Below are 19,622 nucleotides of genomic sequence, written 5' to 3'. Positions count from 1 at the left end.
CATCTACTTCACGGTGTCACTCCTGGCCACTACGCCAGTCCGACAATCCCACTGACGACGAAGTAGGTCCCCACGATCGCCGCCGCGCTCAGCCCGATGGTGCGCCCATACCGCGCGAGCCACGCATTGGCCTTCCGCAGCCCCGCGGCGGCACGCTCCGGGTGGAAGAGGTAGTAGGCGATCGGCACTTCGGCCATCAGCAGCACGATCACCGCGAGCAGAATCACGTAGAGCACCGCGGCCGCCCCGCCTGGGCCACCCTTCGCTACCGAGTGCAACGAAGCCAGGTACAGCGGCGAGGGTGAGCCCAGCCACAACCCCAGACCGACGACCACGAGCAGACGCATGTCACGCTCCTCGGGCTTCTTCTTCGGCGCCTGCGGCGGCCGCCGGGCGACGATCAGCCCGAACGCCAGAATGACCAGCCCGATGCCCAGGTCGATGGCCGGCGGCACGGTGGGATGCTTCCCGCTGTCGTCGATGTGGGTGCCCTTCAGAACCTCCACCACGACGAACCCCACCGCCAGCGTGACCGTCGCCGCCGTGACCAGGAAGACCACGGCATTCCGCACCGGATGCGCCATCCCGAGCAACCCGGCGACGATCAGCAGCGTCGACGGCGAGAAGGCGGCAGCCAGCGCCGACGGGATCGCCTCCCAGAGCAAAGCCTCACCTCCGCCCTCGCCATCGCCAACGTCTGCTCCCGTGCCCGCGCCTGCCCGCGTTGATCTTCCTTGACGGGTCGGCCGGTGCATAAACAACTCGGACGGCTTCGTTGGTGCAACCGGGTTCAGCTGACCGGGAGCCACGCGGACGCGCAGCAGACAGGCCTGGTCCCGATCCCGGAACCAGGCCTGTCACCGATCCGTACAGCGGACGACGGCCACCGATCAGACAGCCGCCACCGCTCCGAACACCCGCCCCTCGACTCCCAACGCAGCAGCCTGAGCCTCCAGCCCCAGCACCGAATACACCTGCGCGGCGACGTCCACATGCCGCAGCCCCCCGACCTCGGCGCCCGCCGCGATCCCCGGCCCCGCGGCGGCGATCCAGGCGGTCCGCTCCACGTCCGAGTCGCCGCCGTGGCCGCCCTCGTCGACGTGGCCGTGGTCCGTCACCGCGATCACCGTCCAGCGCTCCGCCTCGTACATCGGGCGTGAGCGCAGGGCCGCCAGCAGCAGGTCCACCCGGGTGTCCGCCCGCTCCACGGCGGCGACGTAGTCCGCGTCGACGCCCAGCTCGTGAGCCGTCTCGTCCGGGTCGCCCAGGTACACGAACGCCACGTGGACGTCCTCGTCGGCCAGCACGCGCACGGCGTCCGCGACCGCCGCCGCGTCGCCGCGCTCGCAGTCGTGGCCGAAGGTCGAGTACGTCAGCCGGCTCGGGGCCGCGAACAGCGGGCCGCCGTCGGCCGTCGTCGCCAGCGGCGCCCAGCTGCCGACCGACAGGTAGCTGCGCAGGCCCGCCGCGGCCGCGACGGTCAGGAAGTCCGGGTGGTCGGCCAGCCGGTGCCCGGTGAAGTCGTTGCCGTATATACCGTGGCGGGTGGCCGGCACGCCGGTGGCGATCGTCGCCCAGCACGGCCCGGACCAGGTCGGCGTCGCGTCGTCGATGAGCACCGGGGCCAGGAAGCCGGCCTCGGCGATCGTGTCGAGGGCCGGCGTCGCCGACGCCCGCAGCACGTCCAGGCGGGTGCCGTCGATGCCGATGACCAGTACACGGCCGGCGGCGGACGACGTGACAGAGGTGGAAGACACCGCGTTCTCCGATCGAGAAGTGAACAAGAACCCTCAGACCCGCCGCAGCCGGATGACCCGGCTCGCGTAATCCCCGGCCGGCAGCCCCAGCGGCAACCCCCGCGTCGTCAGCGACTCCCCGCTGTACTCCGCACCCCAGAACAAGTCGACATACCGCGACCCGGCTCGCAGCCCCGGCAAAACCACCGGAGCCGGCTCGTGCCCGAACGCCATCGTCGGCCGCCAGACCAGCACCACATGCTCGGAGTCGTCCGGCGCCGCGTAGTGCACCCCCGACACGCCGTCGGCACTCCGCAGCCGCCACGCGATCCCCCGCTGCACCAGCGGTCGGATCTCCTTGTACTCGGCCACGAACGCCGCCGCCTGGTCCAGCTCCTCCTCGGACCATTCGGCCAGGTCCCCGCCAAGCCCCAGCGCCCCCGCCATCGCCACGTGGAACCGGAACCGCAGCGGCGTCTCCCGGAACGTCGACCCGTTCGGGCTGTCCGTCGCCCAGGCCGCCATCGCCGCCGCCGGGTACACCTGGCCGAAGCCGGCCTGGATCCCGATCCGGTCCACCGGATCGGTGTTGTCCGACGTCCAGCACTGGTCGGTGCGCGCCATGATGCCCAGGTCGACCCGGCCGCCGCCGCCGGCGCAGCCCTCGATCCGCAGCGCCGGGTGGTCCGCGCGCAGCCGGTCCATGATCCGGTACACCGAGCGCACGTGCTCGGTCCACAGCCGGTCCGGATCCGGGTGTCCCGGCCAGCCGGCCTCGGTCACCACCCGGTTCATGTCCCACTTCAGGAAGTCGACCGAGTTCTCCCGCACCAGCGCGTCCAGCGTCCGCAGCACCCAGGCCGCCGTATCCGGCCTCCCCAGGTTCAGCATCAGCTGGTTGCGCAGCTCGGTGGGCTCCCGCGTGGGGGAGTGGATCACCCAGTCCGGGTGCGCGCGATACAGGTCGCTGTCGACGTTCACCATCTCCGGTTCGACCCACAGCCCGAACCGCATCCCCAGCCGCCGCACCTCCGCGGCCAGGGGCCGCAGCCCGTTCGGGAACGCTCCGCGGAACGGGGCCCAGTCGCCGAGCCCGGCGGTGTCGTCCCTGCGCGCGCCGAACCAGCCGTCGTCGAGGACGAACAGCTCGGCCCCGGCCCGCGCGGCCAGGCCGGCCAGCTTCTTCTGGTCGGCTTCGGTGACGTCGAACCCGGTGGCCTCCCACGAGTTGTAGACGACCGGCCGGTCCTCCTCGGGGTGCGGCAGCACGTGCGCGCGGACGTAGGCGTGCCAGGCCCGGCTCGCGCCGCCGAACCCGGCGCCGCTGTAGAGGCCGGCGAACACCGGGGTCTGCCACGTCTCACCGGGCTGCAGCGTCACCCCGACGCCCTCGTGCCCCGCGCCGCCGGTGAACGACAGGCGGCCGACCGGATCGCGCTCGACGGTGATCCGCCAGCTGCCGCTCCAGGCCAGCGCGGCCGACCACACCTGGCCGGCGGTCTCGGTGGCGGTGCCGTCGTCCAGCGCCAGCCACGGGTTGGCGTGGTGGCTGGTGGCGCCGCGACGGCTGGTCAGCGTGGTCTCGGCGACCGGCACCCGGTCCCGCCGCAGCTGGAACTCGCTGCTCCAGCCGCCGACCAGGTGGCTGAGCCGGTAGTCGGGGCGGGCCGGCAGGGTCCAGGCGGCGCTGTCGCAGCGCTCGACGACGATTGAGCCGGTGCCCGCGTCGGCGCCCGGGCCGCCGGTGTGCCGCAAGGTCACCCAGCGCTCGATGACATCGGTGTCCGGCCACACCCGGTAGTGCAGGTCGGCGGCCAGCGGGTAAACCCGGTCGACCAGCCGCACCCGCAGCGTGTCGCCCGGGCCGTCGGGGTCGAGGTCGAAGCCCTCGAAACGCCACTGCGCCCCCCGGGTGCCGTCGGCGAACCGCACCCGCAGCCCCGCCGGACCGAACCGGGCCCCGGTCTCGACGGCCAGCTCGTCGGCGACGGCGTCGGCCTCGAAACTGCTGTCCGCGGGGGACTTCGCGCTCGGCAGCGCGGCGATCTCGGCGTCGCTGAGCGGCGCGCCCCAGTACACGTGCCGGGGGCTGCCGTCGGCGCCGATCCGCAGCGCGTAGGCCGAGCCCGGGGTTCTCAGCACCCCGGTTCCGGTGCTGATGTCGAAGGACACTGACTGCGACGGGGCGTGCGGCGCGGGGGGCGAAGTCGGTTCTGGCACGGCGTCGGAGTCTAGGCAGCGCGTCGCCCCGGAATCAATACTTGACGAAGTTATTAATTCCCCCTACGTTTCAGCCATGTTTCCGGAACCGAGTGCCGAATCGCTGGCCGCGACCCCTGCCGCGTCGGCCGTTCTGGCTCTGCTCCTCACCGAGGGCCCGCTCAGCCGCGTGGAGATGGCCCGCCGCCTCGACCTGTCGTCGGCGGCCGTCACCAAGGTCGCCCGGCCGTTCCTGGACGCCGGCTACCTGCACGAACTGGCCTCCGAGCGCACCGCGCCCGGAGCCGGCCGCCCGGTCAGCCCGCTGGACGTGACCACCGACCGCGAGTACTTCGTGGGCGTCAAGGTCACCACCGACGGACTGGTCGACGAGATCGTCGGCGTGCTCTGCGACCTCAAGGCGCGGGTCCGGCACTCGGTGCGGCACCCGCTCGCCGACCGCGGCCCCGAAGCGGTGATCGCCGCGCTGGCCACCCTGGTCGACGATCTGCTGGACTCCGGTCCCGAAGGCGCCGGCTACCGGGGCCGGACGCGGAGCCTGGGCCTGGCGATCTCCGGCGACGTGGACGCGGCCGCCGGGGTCGTCCGGCTGTCGGCCCGGCTGGGCTGGCGCGACGTCCCGATCGGACGGCTCGCCGCCGAGGCCACCGGGCTGGCCGTCACCGTCGAGAACGACGTCAAGGCGCTCACCGTCGCCGAGCACTGGTTCGGCCAGGGCGTCGGGACCGACTCCTTCGCCCTGGTCACCGTCGGCGCCGGCATCGGCTGCGGCATCGTCGTCGACGGACGGCTGCTGACCGGCGCGTACGGGGTGGCCGGCGAGATCGGCCACATCTGTGTCGACCCGTCCGGCGCCGCCTGCCGCTGCGGCGGCACCGGCTGCGTCGAGACGGTGGCCACCACCGGGGCGATCCTGGAGGCGGCGCGGGCCGCGGCCGGCGTGGCCGACCTGGACTTCGCCAGCGCCGTGGAACAGGCCAGGGCGGGGAACGAGGCGGTCCGGGAGGTGTTCGCCCGGGCCGGGACCGCCATCGGCCTGGCCGTCGCGGCGATGGTCAACATCGCCGGCCCGGAGCGCATCGTCGTCTCCGGCGAAGGGCTCGACACCTACGACCTGTTCGAGGAGCGGATCTGGGCCGCGTTCGCGGCGCACGTCTTCGGGGCCGCCGCGCAGTGCCCGGTCATCATCCGGCCGCTCCCGTTCGAGGAATGGGCGCGGGGGGCCGCGGCCGCGAGCATCAGGGCCCTGTTCCCGCAGGTCCGCACCATCGCCCGCGTGCGCTAGCCCGGGCACGGCTCTGACCAGCACGACCCGCATCACGGCTCGACCGGCACCACCGGCCCGACCGGCTCGACCAGCACCACCGGCTCGACCAGCACGACAGCACGACACAGCTCACAGCACCGCTTCCGTACGACGGCCCCGCCGACGCCCGCTCACCGCCTGCCAGCAGTGAACCGAAACCGGACATCGGCGAGGCACGCCTGACAGCGATCCCCTCATCGAAGAAAAGGATGCGAAATGAGCATAGGCACATCAGGGTTCAGCCGCCGCGGGTTCCTGAGCGGCTCCCTCCTGTTCGTCGCCGGCACGGTCGCCGCCTGCAGCAGCGACCCCAAGAGCGGCGGGTCCTCCTCCTCCGGCGGCGGCTCCAAGACCACCACCCTGAACGTCTGGTACCACGCCTACGGCGAGGCCGGCACCCAGCAGGCCGTCATGCGCTACGCCGCCGCGTTCACCAAGGCCAACCCGGACATCCAGGTCAAGGTCACCTGGATCCCCGGCGACTACAGCGCCAAGCTCAACTCCTCGCTGCTCACCGCGGACGCTCCCGACGTCTTCGAACTCGGCGACTTCAACACCGGACTGGTGCAGAGCGGCCAGATCGCCCCGCTAGACGACCTCTACGGCGCCGACAAGTCCGACTTCAGCACCATCGACCTCGACTACGTGAGCGCCGGCGGCAAGATCTACGGCATCAAGCAGGTCGACGACGTCATCATGCTCTACTACCGCAAGAGCCTGCTGGCCAAGGCCGGCATCGCGGTGCCGCAGACCTTCGACGACCTCGCGAACGCCGCGAAGGAGCTGACCACCAAGACGGTCAAGGGCCTGTTCGTCGGCAACGACGGCGTCGGCAACGCCCCCGACAACGCGATCTGGTCCAACGGCGGCGACCTGATCAAGGACGGCAAGGCCGCCTTCGCGTCCCCGGAGGCCGTCGAGGCCGTGACCGCCTGCAAGCGGCTGTACGACGACAAGTCGGTGCTGCTCGGCTACACCACCGACTGGTGGGACGCCTCCGCGCTGACCCAGGGCGCCACCGCGATGCAGTGGGGCGGCCTGTGGTCGATGCCCGACATGACCAAGGCGCTCGGCGACGACTTCGGGGTCGCCCCGTGGCCGGCCTTCAAGGCCGGCGGCAAGCCCGTCGTCCGCCTCGGCGGCTGGGCCTGCCTGGTGAACGCCAAGGGCAAGAACGTCGAGGCGGCGAAGAAGTACGCGCGGTGGCTGTGGATCGAGCAGACCGACCTGCAGAAGGACTTCTCCGAGAGCTACGGCTTCCACGTCCCGCCGCGCAAGAGCGTGGCCGCCGCGGCCGACAAGCTGCAGAGCGGCCCGGCCAAGGAGACCGTCGACCTGGTGGGCAAGTACGCCTTCACCAACCCCAACACCTGGTCCAACGCCGTCAGCAGCATCTACGGCGCCGCCGCGGCCAAGGCCATGACCGGCCAGGGCGATCCGGCCGCCCTGCTCACCGCCGCCGCCGAGAAGGCCCAGCCCGAGATCGACAAGCAGCGCGTCTGATGGAGACCGAACCCCAGGCGGCTCCGCTGCCCGGGACGACGCGGTCCGCGACTCCGTCGCGGACCGCCGCCCCCGGCGTCCCCCGGAGCCGCCGCACCGACTGGCGGGCCATCGGCGTGTTCGCGCTGATGACGGCCCCGATCCTGATCGGGATCGGGATCTTCAAGTACGTCGCGATCGGCTGGAGCTTCCTGCTCAGCTTCTCGAAGGCGGACCGGTCGATCTCGCTCGGCCACTGGGTCGGCTTCGCGAACTACTCGCAGCTGCTGGGCGATCCCGACTTCCGCAAGTCGATCACGCAGATCGTGCTGTTCACGCTGTTCATCGTCCCGGTGACGTTCGCCGCCTCGCTCGGCCTGGCGCTGATGGTGCACCGCATCCGGCGCGGCCGGGCGTTGTTCCGGACCACCTTCCTCATCCCGGCGGCCGTGTCCTACGTGGCCGGCTCGCTGGTGTGGAAGATGTGCCTGTTCAGCAGCCTGCCCGGCGGGCTGGCGAACACCGTCGGCGGCTGGTTCGGGGCGAGCCCCACGCCGTGGCTGCAGCAGGTCAGCCCGCCGGTGTACTGGGTCGTGATCGTGACGCTGCGGCTGTGGCTCCAGGTCGGCTTCTTCATGATCCTGCTGCTGGCCGGTCTGCAGGGCATCCCGAAGGAGATCTACGAGGCCGCGGAACTGGACGGCGCTACCGGCTGGCGCAAGCTGCGCCGGATCACCCTGCCGCTGCTGCGCAACACCTCGGTGGCAGTGCTGATGCTGCTGTTCATCGCCGCGTTCCAGGCGTTCGACGAGTTCTACAACCTGTTCACCGGCGGAGGCGCGGCGACCAGCGGCGCGGCGACCGCGGTGAAGCCGCCCCTGGTCTACCTCTACGACAAGGCGCTCGGCGACCAGAACTACGGACTCGGGTCGGCGGGGTCGTTCGTCGTCACCGGCCTGATCGTGCTCGTGACGCTGCTCCAGGGCCGGCTCACCGGCTTCGGCAAGAGCGAGGAGTGACATCGTGCCCACCCTGAACCGCACCGTGCGGGTGATGGCGCGGAGCCTGCTGATCGGCGTGGTCACCCTGCTGTTCCTGACCCCGTTCTACGTCATGCTCCGCAACTCGCTGATGGACACCCGCGGCATCACCTCGCCGGACTGGCAGTGGTGGCCGTCGTCGATGCACTTCGACAACTTCACCTCGCTGTTCTCCGATCCCAGCCTGCACATGGCCGACGGCCTGCGGAACTCCCTGACCGTGGCGCTGATCAGCGCCCCGGTGTCGACGCTGCTCGCCTCGGCGGCCGGCTACGCGTTCGCGCGGATCCCGGTGCCGGGCCGCGGACTCCTGCTGGCTCTGGTCGTCGCGACGCTGATGATCCCGGGGTCGGCGACGTTCGTCCCGACGTTCGTCGTCGTCGGCTCGCTCGGCGGCGTCAACACCCTGTGGGGCATCATCGTGCCGGGACTGTTCAACCCCTTCGCGGTCCTGCTGTTCCGCAACTTCTACCTGCGCTTCCCCAAGGAGCTGGAGGAAGCCGGACGCCTGGACGGCCTGGGCTGGTTCGGGCTCTACCGGCGGGTCGCCCTTCCGAGCTCGGCGTCGATGCTCGCCTCGCTGGGCGCGCTGGCGTTCATCGACAGCTGGAACTCCTTCCTGTGGCCGTTGGTCATCGGGCAAGACCCCGGCTCGTGGACGGCCCAGATCACGCTGTCCAGCTTCCTCACCGCGCAGACCATCAACCTGCCCGGGCTCTTCGCGGGCGCCGTCGTGACCATCGCGCCGCTCGTCGTCATGTTCCTCGTCGCTCAGCGCTACATCGTCGAAGGGATCGCGACCAGCGGTCTCAAGGGATAGGGAGAACATCATGGCTCGGAGATCCACACCGCTCAGAACCATCTCCCGGACGGCGTTCGCGATCGCGGCGGCGATCGCCGCCGCCACGATCGGGCCGTCCGCCGCGCACGGGGTGCCGGTCGCCCCGCGCGCGGCGGCGGCCGCCTCCGGCGTCGCCGGCACCGCGAGCTTCACCCCGCTCACCGGGGCCCAGCTGTCCGCGTCCTGGACCGGTCCCCTGAGCACATCAGGGCGCTACATCGTCGACGCGAACGACAACCGGTTCAAGCTGATGGGCGGCAACTGGGACGGCGCCCAGGGCCACTGGCTCGGCAGCGGGTCGACCACGGACCCGGCGAACAACCAGGCCGGCGAGGTGAACTACAACCTTCCGGTCGGCCTGGACCGCGCGCCGATCGCGCGGATCCTGGCCGACTTCCACCGGATGGGGCTGAACGCCGTCCGGCTGCCGTTCGCCAATGCGCTGCTCCACGACACGTCGATCGTCCCGGACGCCGCGGTGACCGCCAATCCGCAGTTCAAGGGCATGACGCCGCTGCAGGTCTACGACGGTGTCGTGCAGGCGCTGACCGACGACGGCTTCGCGGTGATCCTGAACAACCACACCACCTCGTACCGCTTCTGCTGCGGCCTGGACGGGAACGAGCGCTGGAACAGCGGCCAGAGCACGCAGCAATGGGAGTCCGACTGGGTCGCCATGGTCGACCGCTACAAGGCGAACAAGCGCGTCGTCGGCGCCGACCTGCGCAACGAGGTCCGGCGGGACACCTGGGACAACCCCAACTGGGGCATGGGCGACAGCCACGACGAGGAGGCGGCCTTCGAGGAGGCCGGCAACCAGATCCTGGCCGCCGACCCCGACATGCTCGTCATCATGGAGGGCATCAACTGGTCCGGCATCCCGCTGGACGGGCTCTACCACGAGCGCCCGATGCTGACTCCGGTGGCGACGCTGTCCAACACCCTGATCGCCTCCAACAAGCTGGTGTACTCGGCGCACTTCTACGCGTACACCGGGCCGAACAACACCGGCGCCGCGGCCGGCACCTCCGGCGCGACCAGCGATCCGCGGTACGAGGACTTCACCCCGGAGCAACTCGCCTCGGTGGTGAACAGCGAGGCGCTGTTCGTGACGCAGACCGGGCAGCACTTCACCGCGCCGGTGTGGATCAGCGAGTTCGGAGCGGCCGGCCGCGGCTCGACCGACGCCAAGGAACAGGCGTGGTTCGACCACTTCACCGACATCCTCGTCGCCAACGACACGGACTTCGCGATCTGGCCGATGACCGGGTGGCTGCAGAACGGGACGCCGCGCGACAACTGGGCGATGGTTTCCTATGACGCGCAGGGGAACGGGCAGAGCATCGAGGACCCGGGCGACTGGCGGACCGCGGACTGGAACAAGCTGGTCACCGCGCCCGGCCGGACGGGGTCCATCGCCCCCGCCGTGCACTGGAACATGCTGAACCTGGACCACATCGACGCCGACGTGTCGGCGAAGATGCTCGCCCTGCCGGACTGGTCCTACGGCAACCGCAAGGGGAACTGCCCGGACACCGAGCGGCTGATCGGCCTCGGCCGCAGCGACAGCCGCGGGCTGTGCACGGACTCGGGGGAGCCGGCGATCGCCGGCGGCGCCGCGTCGGCGTCCTACGTGACCGTGACGGACGAGCGCTACGTGACCGAGGGCGACTGGGCGTCCGGGTACAACAAACTGCAGTGCCCTGACAACACCTTCGCGGTCGGGTACAGCGTCAACGGCAACGCCATGTCCGCGCTGTTGTGCGCGCCCGCGGCCTCGGCTCTGCCCAAGGGCGGCCGGAACGTGTGGTTCGACCACGGCGACAACCGGCCGGCCGGCGGCGGCTCGACGGCGAGCGACTGGGCGCCCGGTTACTACAAGGGCCAGTGCGCCGACAACGAGTACGTGGCCGGCGTGGCCTACACCTGGAAATGGAACGACGGCGGCGTGCCGGACGCGCTGCTGTGCCGCCCGCTGGCCTAGCCGGACCGGGACCGGCTGACGGCCCGAACGGGCCGTCAGCCCACTGATCAGCCTTCACGAATGAGCAAGGGGAGCACCACAGGCATGCCTGGACTGGACATCGCCGACGACGGATTCCACCTCGACGGCCGCCCGTTCCGCATCATCTCCGGCGGACTGCACTACTTCCGCGTCCACCCGGAGCAGTGGGCCGACCGCCTGGACAAGGCGCGCCTGATGGGACTGAACACGGTCGAGACCTACGTCCCGTGGAACCTGCACGCGCCACGGCGCGGCGAGTTCCGCACGGACGGGGGCCTGGACCTGCCCCGGTTCATCGAGCTGGCCCGGGCGGCGGGGCTGAGGGTGCTCCTCCGCCCCGGGCCGTACATCTGCGCCGAATGGGAGGGCGGCGGACTGCCGTCCTGGCTGCTCGCGCGGGAGGACATCACGCTGCGCAGCTGCGATCCCTTCTTCCTGGAAGCCGTCGCGGAGTACTTCGCCGCACTGTTGCCGCTGGTGGAGCCGTATTACGCGACCCGCGGCGGCCCGGTGCTGGCGGTCCAGGTGGAGAACGAGTACGGCGCCTACGGTTCGGACACCGAATATCTGGCGCGGATCGCCGGACTCCTCCGGGAGGGCGGCGTCGAGGTGCCGCTGTTCACCTGCGATCAGCCCGCTGATCTGGAGCGCGGCGGACTCGACGGCGTGCTGCGCACCGTCAACTTCGGGAGCCGGGTCGACGCCGGGCTCGCGGCGTTGCGGGCCGTCCAGCCGACCGGGCCGCTGATGTGCTCGGAGTTCTGGATCGGCTGGTTCGACCGCTGGGGCGGGATCCACGCGGGACGCAGCGCACAGGACGCGGCCGCGGACCTGGACCGCCTGCTGGCCGCCGGAGCGTCGGTGAACATCTACATGTTCCACGGCGGAACGAACTTCGGCTTCACCAACGGGGCGAACGACAAGGGGACCTACCGGGCGACGATCACGTCGTACGACTACGACGCGCCGCTGGACGAAGCGGGCGACCCCGCGGAGAAGTACGCCGCCTTCCGAGAAGTGATCGCGCGTCACGCGCCGGTCCCGGACGCGCCGATCCCGGCCCCGGGGGCGAAGCTCGCGCCGCGGCCGGTCGTCCTGACCGAGACGGCGCCGCTGTTCGGGCACAAGGCGGCGGCGATCGGCGGCTCGGTCGCGGACCGTCCGCTGACGATGGAGGAAGTGGACGTCGCCTTCGGCTTCGTGCGCTGCGACACCACCCTGCCCGAGGCAGGCCCGGCGGTGCTGAGGGTCGGCCGGGTGCGGGACCGCGCGCAGGTGTTCGTGGACGGCCAGCCGGTCGGGGTGCTGGAGCGGGAAGGCCACGAGCACGCCCTGGCATTCACCTGCCCCCGTCCCGGGGCGGAGCTGTCGATCCTGGTGGAGAACCTGGGCCGGGTCAACTACGGCACGGCGATCCACGACCGCAAGGGCCTGCTGGGCGAGGTCACCGTCAACGCCCGGCCGCTCGCTTCCTGGACCACACGACCGCTGCCGCTCGACGTCCTGGGCGACATGTCAGGGTTGGACTTCGAGACCGGGGGAGGAGTCCAAGGCCCGACTTTCCACCGCGGGTCCTTCGACGTCACCGAACCGGCGGACGCCTTCCTGGCGATGGACGGCTGGACGAAGGGGCACGTCTGGGTCAACGGGTTCGCGCTCGGCCGGTACTGGTCACGCGGCCCCCAGCGGACACTGTACGTGCCGGCCCCTGTGCTGCGGCGGGGACAGAACGAGATGCTGGTGCTGGAACTGCACGCCTCGGCGACGGACGTGGTCGAACTGCGTTCCGCCCCGGACCTCGGCATCACGGAGGAATGAGTGAGGACCCACAGATGATCTCGACGGTCCACGTCGTCTTCAAGACCCACCTCGACCTGGGGTTCACCGACACCGCTGAAAACGTCACCGACCGCTACGTGCACGAGTACCTGCCGCGCGCCATCGATCTCGCCCGCGAGCTCGACCGGCGCGGCGGCACCGCGCGGTTCGTCTGGACCGTGGGGTCGTGGCTGATCCACGAGGCGCTGCGGCTCGGCACCCCCGCCGAGCGCCAGGCGCTCGAAGACGCCGTCCGGGCCGGACACGTCGCCTGGCACGGCCTGCCCCTGACCACCCACACCGAGCTGATGGACCCGGGCCTGGTCGAGCACGGCATCGCGATCGGCCGCGGCCTGGACGCGGCCTACGGCCGGCACACGATCGCCGCGAAGATGACCGACGTCCCCGGCCACACCGTCGGGCTCGTCCCCTTCCTGGCCCGGGCCGGACTCGAGTACCTCCACCTCGGGGTCAACGGCGCCTCCGCCGTCCCCGAGGTGCCCGAGTTCTTCCGCTGGCGCGCGCCGGACGGCAGCGAGGTCGTCGTCAACTACGCCCGGAGTTATGGCGCCACAGAGCTCGGCGTCGCGGTCGTACCGGGTGGCACGGACGCTTTGCACCTCGCGCACACCGGCGACAACTTCGGACCGCCGTCCGCCGACGAGGTCGAGGATCTCTTCGCCCGGCTCGCGCGGGCCCACCCCGGTGCGAAGATCGTCGCCTCCACCCTCGACGCCTTCGCCGCCGCGGTCCTGACGATGCGCGACGACCTCCCAGTCGTCGAGCAGGAGATCGGCGACTCCTGGATCCATGGCGTGGCCAGCGATCCGATCCTGACGGCCCGGCTCCGCGCGCTGCTCCGGCTCCGTGCGGAGTGGGTCGCCGGCGGTGCACTGGTGCCCGGTACAGCGGAGTGCGACGGGTTCACCGACGCCTTGCTGCTGATCGCCGAGCACACCTGGGGCGAGGATCTCAAGACGTTTCTGCCCGACTACGCGCACTACGAGAAGGCGGCCTTCCAGCGGGCCCGGGCCGCCGACGTCATCGACCCCACGCTCAATCCGCCCTCGACCAAAGCCTTCGCCTGGGCCTACACCGAGCATCCGCACGCTCAAGGTCTCCGCTACTCGGGCTTCGAGCGGTCATGGGCCGAGCAGCGCGCGTACATCGACCGCGCGCTCGACGCCCTGACTCCGTCACGCCGCGCCGCTGCCCTGCAGTCCCTCGACGCCCTCGCTCCGGCTGCCGAGCCGCGGCCTGGACGCAGGCGGACGCCGATCGACCCGACCGCGGAGCATGAGGTCGGCGCCTACCGCGTGCGTTTCGGCGACGACGGCGCACTCATTTCTTTGGTCTGCCTCACCGATCCGACCGCCATGGACTGGGCAGGCCCGGACCACTCTCTGGCCGCCTACCGCTACCAGACCTTCGATGAACACGACGAGGAACGGTGGGTGCGGGAGTACTGCCGCGACCTGGACGAACATGCGGTCTGGGCGATCCCCGACCAGACCAAACCCGGCCTGTCCATCGCGGCGACCCTGCCGGCGACTGTCTTCGCGCCGCGCTACGTGTCCGCGACCCGCGCTGACGTTGACGGCGTTGACGGCGTTGACGGCGTTCACGGCGCTGACGGCCCTGACCAGGCGACCACGGTGACCCTGGGCTTGGTGCTTCCCGCTGCGGCGTGCGAGGACTGGGGCGGCCCCCGCGACATCACCTTGACCTATCGCTTCCCCCACCGCCCCGGCCCCATTGAGATCACCCTCGACCTCCGCGACAAGGACGCCTCCCGCCTGCCCGAGGCGAGTTGGCTGGGCTTCCGGCCGCGCACGGCCCCGGGTGCCTGGACCGTCGGCAAACTCGGCAGCCGCGTCGACCCGAGCTCCGTCGTCTGTAACGGCAACCGCAGCCTGCACGCGGTCTCCGACGTCACCCGCACCGGCCAGAGCCCCTTCTCCCTGAGGCCCCTCGACACGCCGCTCGTGGCGATCGGACGCCCTGGTCTGCTGCGCTTCGACAACACCGTCGCCGCCCCCGACGACGGCGTCCACGTCCTCCTCCACAACAACGTCTGGGGGACCAATTTCCGCATGTGGCTCGACGACGACCTTCGGGCCCGTTTCACCCTGGACATCGGATAGAGATGACCGCCAGCCCAAAGCCATGTGACATGTCACCTGCTGCATCGTTTGGCGCAACGCACGCTGCCGGGCGGCGGCAGGAGGCGGATCATGGGATCTGTGGGATTCGACGCCAGGACAGGTTCCCCCGCTCGGCGACGCCCCGACGGCCGTTGAGTCCGCCCGCCACGGGCGGGTGACACGTTGCCTGATCGCCGCCTTCCTGCTGATCTCGGCTGCGGCGTTCGCCGCCTACGAGCTGCTGGCGTCCGGGCAGATGGTGTCGTGGGCGGTGCTGGGGCTGGCCTCCGTCGCGGCGGTGGCGGCCGGCATCGTGCGGTACCGGCCCCGACCGGCCCTGCCCTGGCTCCTGGTGGGTGCCGCGCTGCTGGTCGAATCGGTCGGCGACCTGGTGTTCCAGGCGCTGGGCGGGTCGGTGGGCGGCGGCGGCGCGTTCCCGACCGTGGCCGACGGGATCTACCTGGTCGTCTACCCGCTCGCGGCCTTCGCGCTGCTGGGGTTCGTCCTGCGGGACACGCGGGAGTACAGCCGCGGGACGCTGCTCGACCTCCTCATCGTGGCCGTGGGGCTGGGGGCACTGTCCTGGAGTGTCTTCGTCGTCCCGGCCTCGCATCTGGTCGCCCAGCCGGCGCTGAACAGAACGATCCTCCTCACCTACCTGCTCGGCGACACGCTGTTGCTGGCCCTGGCGCTGCAACTCCCGCTCGCCGGGCGGCTGCGCGCGGCGCCGGTTCCGCTGCTGCTGGTCGGGGCGCTCGGGATGCTGTACTCGGACGAGTACTTCGCGGTGACCGAACTGCATCCGTCCTGGACGACGGCGCCCGGCGAGATCATCGGCTACGCCGTCTTCTATGTCGCGTGGGGCCTGGCCGCGCTGATGCCGTCGATGGCGCAGCTCGTGCAGCCGCCGACCGGCCGGCCGTGGGCCCTGGTCGCGCCGCGCACCTGGGTCGTCCTGCTCTGCTTCGCGGCGCTGATCAGCCCGGTGCTCCTGCTCGTCACCGCCTTCCGGGCCCAGCCCTCCGACACTCTCGTGCTCGCCGCCTGCTGCGTCGTGTTGTTCGTGCTCGTCTTCGCCCGGCTCGTCCAGGCGATCCGCGCCTGGCAGGCGACCACGCTCCGCAGCGAGACCCAGGCCTACCTGCACACGCTGATCGCCGACGCGCAGGACGCCGTCATCGTGGTCTCCCCGGAGGGCCGCGTGGGCTTCGCCAGTCCCTCCGCCCAGCAGTTGTTCGGCGACCGGCTGGGGCAGGGCTCGGTGGCGGTCCTGTTCTCCGGGCCGGACCAGGCGCTGGTCGCCCGGTGCTTCGACCAGCTCGGCGACCCGCGGGCCACACCGCAGTGGCCCGGCGCCGTCACCGTCGAGACCGGGGACGGCCGGACCCTGCGCGCCGAGGCGCGGTGGAGCGACCTGCGGACGGATCCGACCGTGCGCGGCATCGTGCTGACGCTGCGCGACGTGACCGAGGAGCGCCGGCTGGAGGAGGAACTGCGCCGCCAGGCGCTGACCGACCCGCTGACCGGCCTGATGAACCGGCAGGGGCTGCGGCTCCTGATGCACGAGGCCGCGGACGCCGGCCCGGGCGGCATGGACGCCGCGGGACTGCTCATGGTCGACCTCGACGACTTCAAGGAGATCAACGACACCCTCGGCCACCCGATCGGCGACGAGGTGCTGGTGGCGGTCGCCGAGCGGCTGACGGAGAACGTCCGCGAGGGCGACGCCGTCGCCAGGTTCGGCGGCGACGAGTTCGCCGTGCTCATGGCGCCCGGGCCGGACCAGGCCGGGCTGGAGACGATCGCGCAGCGCGTGCTCGACGCGTTCGACGAGCCGGTGGAGTCGAACGCCGGCCCGCTGCGGGTGACCGCGAGCGTCGGGCTCGCGGTCCTCGGCGAGACGGACGGGTCCGGCGGTGGGGAACACGGCCCGGGCGAGGAGGCGGACAACGATCCCGACGCGTTGACGCGCGCGGCAGACCTGGCCCTGTACGCGGCGAAGGCCGAGGGCAAGCACCGCTGGTGCCGCTACCACTCCGAGCTGCTCGACCAGGCCGTCCGCCGCGCCGAACTGCGCGCGGCCCTCGACGAGGCGCTCGCGCACGGCTCGCTCACCGTGCTCTACCAGCCCATCGTCCACCTGCACTCGCGGCGCATCGCCGGGTTCGAAGCGCTCGCCCGCTGGCCGCACCCGACCCTGGGCCTGCTGGGCCCCGACTCGTTCATCCCGCTCGCCGAGGAGACCGGCCAGATCCGCGAGCTCGGGGGGCAGATGCTGCGGCTGGCCGTGCGGCAGGCCGTGACGTGGGACGCCCCGCGGACCGGCCACGGCTGCTTCGTCGGCATCAACGTCTCGGTCCACCAGCTGCGCGGCGAGGGCTTCGTCGAGGCGGTCCGCGACGTCCTCGCGCAGACCGGCATCGATCCCCGGTACGTGGTGCTCGAGGTGACCGAGACGGCGCTGCTCGACCACGAGGACGTCGGCGTCCGCGAACACCTGCGGGATCTGCGCGCGCTCGGCGTCGCGATCGCCCTGGACGACTTCGGCACGGGCTACGCCTCGTTGATCTCGCTGCACGACATGCCGATCGACATCATCAAGATCGACAAGTCGTTCACCAGCCGCCTCACCACCTCCGACCGCATGCGCCGCCTGGTACGCGGCCTGCTGACGATCGGCGACACCTTGGGCATCGGCACCATCGCGGAAGGGGTCGAGGAGTGGGACCAGCACGAGCGGCTGCTGGAACTCGGCGTCCGCGCCGGTCAGGGCTACCTGTACTCCCGTCCGCTGCCGGCCGACGAGGCGTCGGCGCTGTGGGCGGCGTCCCGCCCCCTGCCGCTCACGGATCGAGAGAGGCCCTGAGCCTTGGACAGGCTTCCAATAGTCACCCTTGATGGTCCAGAGTGTGGTGGTCGTTTCGATGAATCTTGATATAGCGGGGGGCCGAGTGCGGACCATAGCGGGCAGGTACGAGCTGGTGCGGCTGGTGGGCCGCGGGGGGATGGGCGAGGTCTGGCAGGCCCACGACCGCACCATCTCCCGCACGGTCGCCGTCAAGCTGATGCCGCTGGACCCCGACGACCGCCGCGGCGCCGACGCCCTGCTCCGGGAGGCGCGGACGGCCGGGGCGCTGCACGATCCCGGCGTCGTCACCGTGCACGATGTGGGGGTCGACGCCGAGGACGGATCGCTGTTCCTGGTGATGGCGTACCTTTCCGGCCGGGACCTGGCCTCCGTGCTGCGCCAGGACGGGCCGTGTCCGGTGCCGGTGGCGCTGGACTGGACGGCGCAGGTCGCCGACACCCTGGCCACCGCCCACGCCGCCGGCATCGTGCACCGGGACCTCAAGCCCGCGAACCTGATGCTGACGGACAGCGGGCGGATCGTGGTCCTCGACTTCGGGATCGCGCGTCTGGCGGCGTCGCTGACCCGGTCGAGCAAGGTCATGGGAACGCTGGGCTACATGGCGCCGGAGCGGTTCGACGAACAGCCCGGCGACGCCCGCTCGGACCTGTACTCGCTGGGCTGTGTGCTGAGCGAGCTGCTCGTCGGCGAGCTGCCCTTCCCGGTCAGCGGGCCGATCGCGATGATGAGGGCGCACGTCGAGCAGGCGCCGGAGCCCCCGAGCCGGAGCCGGGCGGACGTCCCGGCCGCCGTGGACGAGCTGGTCCTCGAGCTGCTCGCCAAGGATCCGCACCGCCGTCCGGCCGACGCGCGCAGCGTCGCGGGCCGGCTGCGGGAGATCATGCGGGCGCCGGAGGGGTTCCGGGACCGCTCCACTGTTCCTGTGCGAGCCGCCGTCCCGGCGCAGAATACTGCCACGACACAGACGTCGGTGCGACTCAAGGATCTCGAAGTGGCAGCGTCCCCGTCGTCCGTGGCGACGGCCGACACGGGCCGGCTGTCCGTCAGCCGGCGGCGCCTGTTGTGGGCCGGCGCCGCCACCGCCGTGGTGGGCGGCGGCGCTGTCGGAGCCGTCGCCTGGGCCGGGCACGGTTCGGGGACCGGTTCCCCACCGGGTGCCGTCCCCAAGTGGACGTTCCAGGCCGGCAGCATGATCGACCGGCATCCGACCGTCGTCGACGGTGTCGTCTACGTGGGCAGCAGCGATGGGAACCTGTACGCGATCGATACCGTCACCGGCGCGCTGAAGTGGAACTTCCGTGCCGCCGACGGCATTCTCTCATCGCCGGTCGTCGCGCAGGGGGTCGTGTACGTCGCCGACGTCGGCGGCAGCGTGTACGCGACCGACATCGCCACCCGGACCACCCTGTGGGTCGTCAACATCGGCGCGGCGGTCTCCTCGGATGTCGTGGTGACCGACGGCGCCCTGGGCGTCAGGTCCGACGACGGGGCGACCCACCTCCTCGACGCCAAGACCGGGAAATCCCTGTGGAGCGTCACGCTCGGAAGCGGCGGGGGCTCCCCGGCACGATCGACGCCGGTCCTGGCGAACAACATCGTGTACACCATCGGCGCCGACCGGCGGCTGTACGCGGTCAACCAACCGTCGGCGGGCCAGATGTGGGCAGTCGGTTCCAACTTCGTCACGGACATCGTCCTCGACGACTACCAGCTCTACGTCGGCGACCAGGACGGTACCCTCCACACCATCAACTCCCTGTCCGGTGCCGAGTTGTGGAGCTGCCGCACACCGACGACCTCGTTCTCGTCTTCCCGAACGTCCCTGTCCACCCCACTCATCGCGGGGGGCATGGCCTTGTTGATAGCGGACGAGCCCTGCGCGATCGACCTCCGCACCGGAACGGTGAAGTGGCAGTTCGCTGCGAACAGGCTGTTCCAGCCATCCTGCGCAGCAGTCGGCGGGGTCTTCTACGCCTGCGCGGGCACCACGGTGTACGCCTTGGACATAGCGACGGGCACTCAAAAGTGGAAGTGCGACATCGCCGGGGGCAAGGCCGCGACGGTGACCGTCGCCGACGCGAACACCCTCCTGGTCAGCGACGCCGACGGCGCTCTGTTCGCCCTCACGCCGCCGGGCTCGGTCTGATGACCGGCGCCCGAA

Annotated in this window: 12 protein-coding genes; 9 read left to right on the top strand and 3 right to left on the bottom strand. The window is 71.2% G+C overall.

Annotation, left to right across the window (positions count from 1 at the left end; genetic code table 11):
* Nucleotides 1-29: 29 nt before the first annotated feature.
* From ABD466_RS27980 to ABD466_RS27970, 3 genes are all read right to left on the bottom strand, one after another.
* Nucleotides 30-665, bottom strand: a complete 636-nt coding sequence (locus ABD466_RS27980; protein WP_344660170.1) for a GAP family protein — start codon at nucleotides 663-665, stop codon at nucleotides 30-32.
* Between the two features lie 225 nt (nucleotides 666-890).
* Nucleotides 891-1,757 (bottom strand): alkaline phosphatase family protein, encoded by an 867-nt coding sequence (locus ABD466_RS27975; protein ID WP_344660169.1) that lies wholly within the window; start codon nucleotides 1,755-1,757, stop codon nucleotides 891-893.
* A 33-nt stretch (nucleotides 1,758-1,790) separates the two neighbouring features.
* Nucleotides 1,791-3,956, bottom strand: coding sequence for an alpha-galactosidase (locus ABD466_RS27970; protein WP_425558758.1), 2,166 nt, complete (start codon nucleotides 3,954-3,956; stop codon nucleotides 1,791-1,793).
* Nucleotides 3,957-4,032: 76 nt separating this feature from the next.
* Between ABD466_RS27970 and ABD466_RS27965 the strand changes: the two genes are divergently transcribed.
* The 9 genes from ABD466_RS27965 to ABD466_RS27925 all read left to right on the top strand — a co-directional run bounded on the left by ABD466_RS27965 (nucleotide 4,033) and on the right by ABD466_RS27925 (nucleotide 19,607).
* The gene (locus ABD466_RS27965) at nucleotides 4,033-5,241 is read left to right on the top strand and encodes an ROK family transcriptional regulator (protein WP_344660168.1); all 1,209 of its coding nucleotides are present in this window, start codon (nucleotides 4,033-4,035) and stop codon (nucleotides 5,239-5,241) included.
* Nucleotides 5,242-5,478: 237 nt separating this feature from the next.
* Nucleotides 5,479-6,765 carry an ABC transporter substrate-binding protein gene (locus tag ABD466_RS27960; RefSeq protein ID WP_344660167.1) on the top strand — a complete coding sequence of 429 codons (1,287 nt, stop codon included), beginning with the start codon at nucleotides 5,479-5,481 and terminating at the stop codon, nucleotides 6,763-6,765.
* On the top strand, nucleotides 6,765-7,763 hold the full coding sequence (locus tag ABD466_RS27955; protein ID WP_344660166.1) for a carbohydrate ABC transporter permease: 999 nt from the start codon (nucleotides 6,765-6,767) through the stop codon (nucleotides 7,761-7,763). Before ABD466_RS27960 ends, ABD466_RS27955 begins: the two co-directional genes overlap by 1 nt.
* A gap of 4 nt (nucleotides 7,764-7,767) precedes the next feature.
* Nucleotides 7,768-8,604, top strand: a complete 837-nt coding sequence (locus ABD466_RS27950; RefSeq protein WP_344660165.1) for a carbohydrate ABC transporter permease — start codon at nucleotides 7,768-7,770, stop codon at nucleotides 8,602-8,604.
* A gap of 10 nt (nucleotides 8,605-8,614) precedes the next feature.
* On the top strand, nucleotides 8,615-10,609 hold the full coding sequence (locus ABD466_RS27945) for a glycoside hydrolase family 5 protein (RefSeq protein ID WP_344660164.1): 1,995 nt from the start codon (nucleotides 8,615-8,617) through the stop codon (nucleotides 10,607-10,609).
* An 84-nt stretch (nucleotides 10,610-10,693) separates the two neighbouring features.
* Nucleotides 10,694-12,448, top strand: a complete 1,755-nt coding sequence (locus ABD466_RS27940) for a glycoside hydrolase family 35 protein (protein WP_344660163.1) — start codon at nucleotides 10,694-10,696, stop codon at nucleotides 12,446-12,448.
* Nucleotides 12,445-14,592, top strand: coding sequence for a DUF5054 domain-containing protein (locus ABD466_RS27935; RefSeq protein ID WP_344660162.1), 2,148 nt, complete (start codon nucleotides 12,445-12,447; stop codon nucleotides 14,590-14,592). Before ABD466_RS27940 ends, ABD466_RS27935 begins: the two co-directional genes overlap by 4 nt.
* Before the next feature lie 175 nt (nucleotides 14,593-14,767).
* On the top strand, nucleotides 14,768-17,458 hold the full coding sequence (locus ABD466_RS27930) for a putative bifunctional diguanylate cyclase/phosphodiesterase (protein WP_344660161.1): 2,691 nt from the start codon (nucleotides 14,768-14,770) through the stop codon (nucleotides 17,456-17,458).
* Nucleotides 17,459-17,543: 85 nt separating this feature from the next.
* The gene (locus ABD466_RS27925) at nucleotides 17,544-19,607 is read left to right on the top strand and encodes a serine/threonine-protein kinase (RefSeq protein ID WP_344660160.1); all 2,064 of its coding nucleotides are present in this window, start codon (nucleotides 17,544-17,546) and stop codon (nucleotides 19,605-19,607) included.
* Nucleotides 19,608-19,622 lie beyond the last annotated feature (15 nt).

It is taken from the genome of Catenulispora subtropica (assembly GCF_039531675.1).
In the GTDB taxonomy this organism is placed as follows: Bacteria; Actinomycetota; Actinomycetes; order Streptomycetales; family Catenulisporaceae; genus Catenulispora; species Catenulispora subtropica.
Note: the sequence above shows the minus strand (reverse complement) of the source record. Positions and strands in the feature narration are given on the sequence as shown.

Excerpts from the sequence above, each read along its gene's own strand:
- ABD466_RS27935 (WP_344660162.1), top strand. The coding sequence starts at position 12,445 with ATGAGTGAGGACCCACAGATGATCTCGACGGTCCACGTCGTCTTCAAG.
- ABD466_RS27965 (WP_344660168.1), top strand. The coding sequence starts at position 4,033 with ATGTTTCCGGAACCGAGTGCCGAATCGCTGGCCGCGACCCCTGCCGCG.
- ABD466_RS27940 (WP_344660163.1), top strand. The coding sequence starts at position 10,694 with ATGCCTGGACTGGACATCGCCGACGACGGATTCCACCTCGACGGCCGC.
- ABD466_RS27955 (WP_344660166.1), top strand. The coding sequence starts at position 6,765 with ATGGAGACCGAACCCCAGGCGGCTCCGCTGCCCGGGACGACGCGGTCC.
- ABD466_RS27960 (WP_344660167.1), top strand. The coding sequence starts at position 5,479 with ATGAGCATAGGCACATCAGGGTTCAGCCGCCGCGGGTTCCTGAGCGGC.
- ABD466_RS27945 (WP_344660164.1), top strand. The coding sequence starts at position 8,615 with ATGGCTCGGAGATCCACACCGCTCAGAACCATCTCCCGGACGGCGTTC.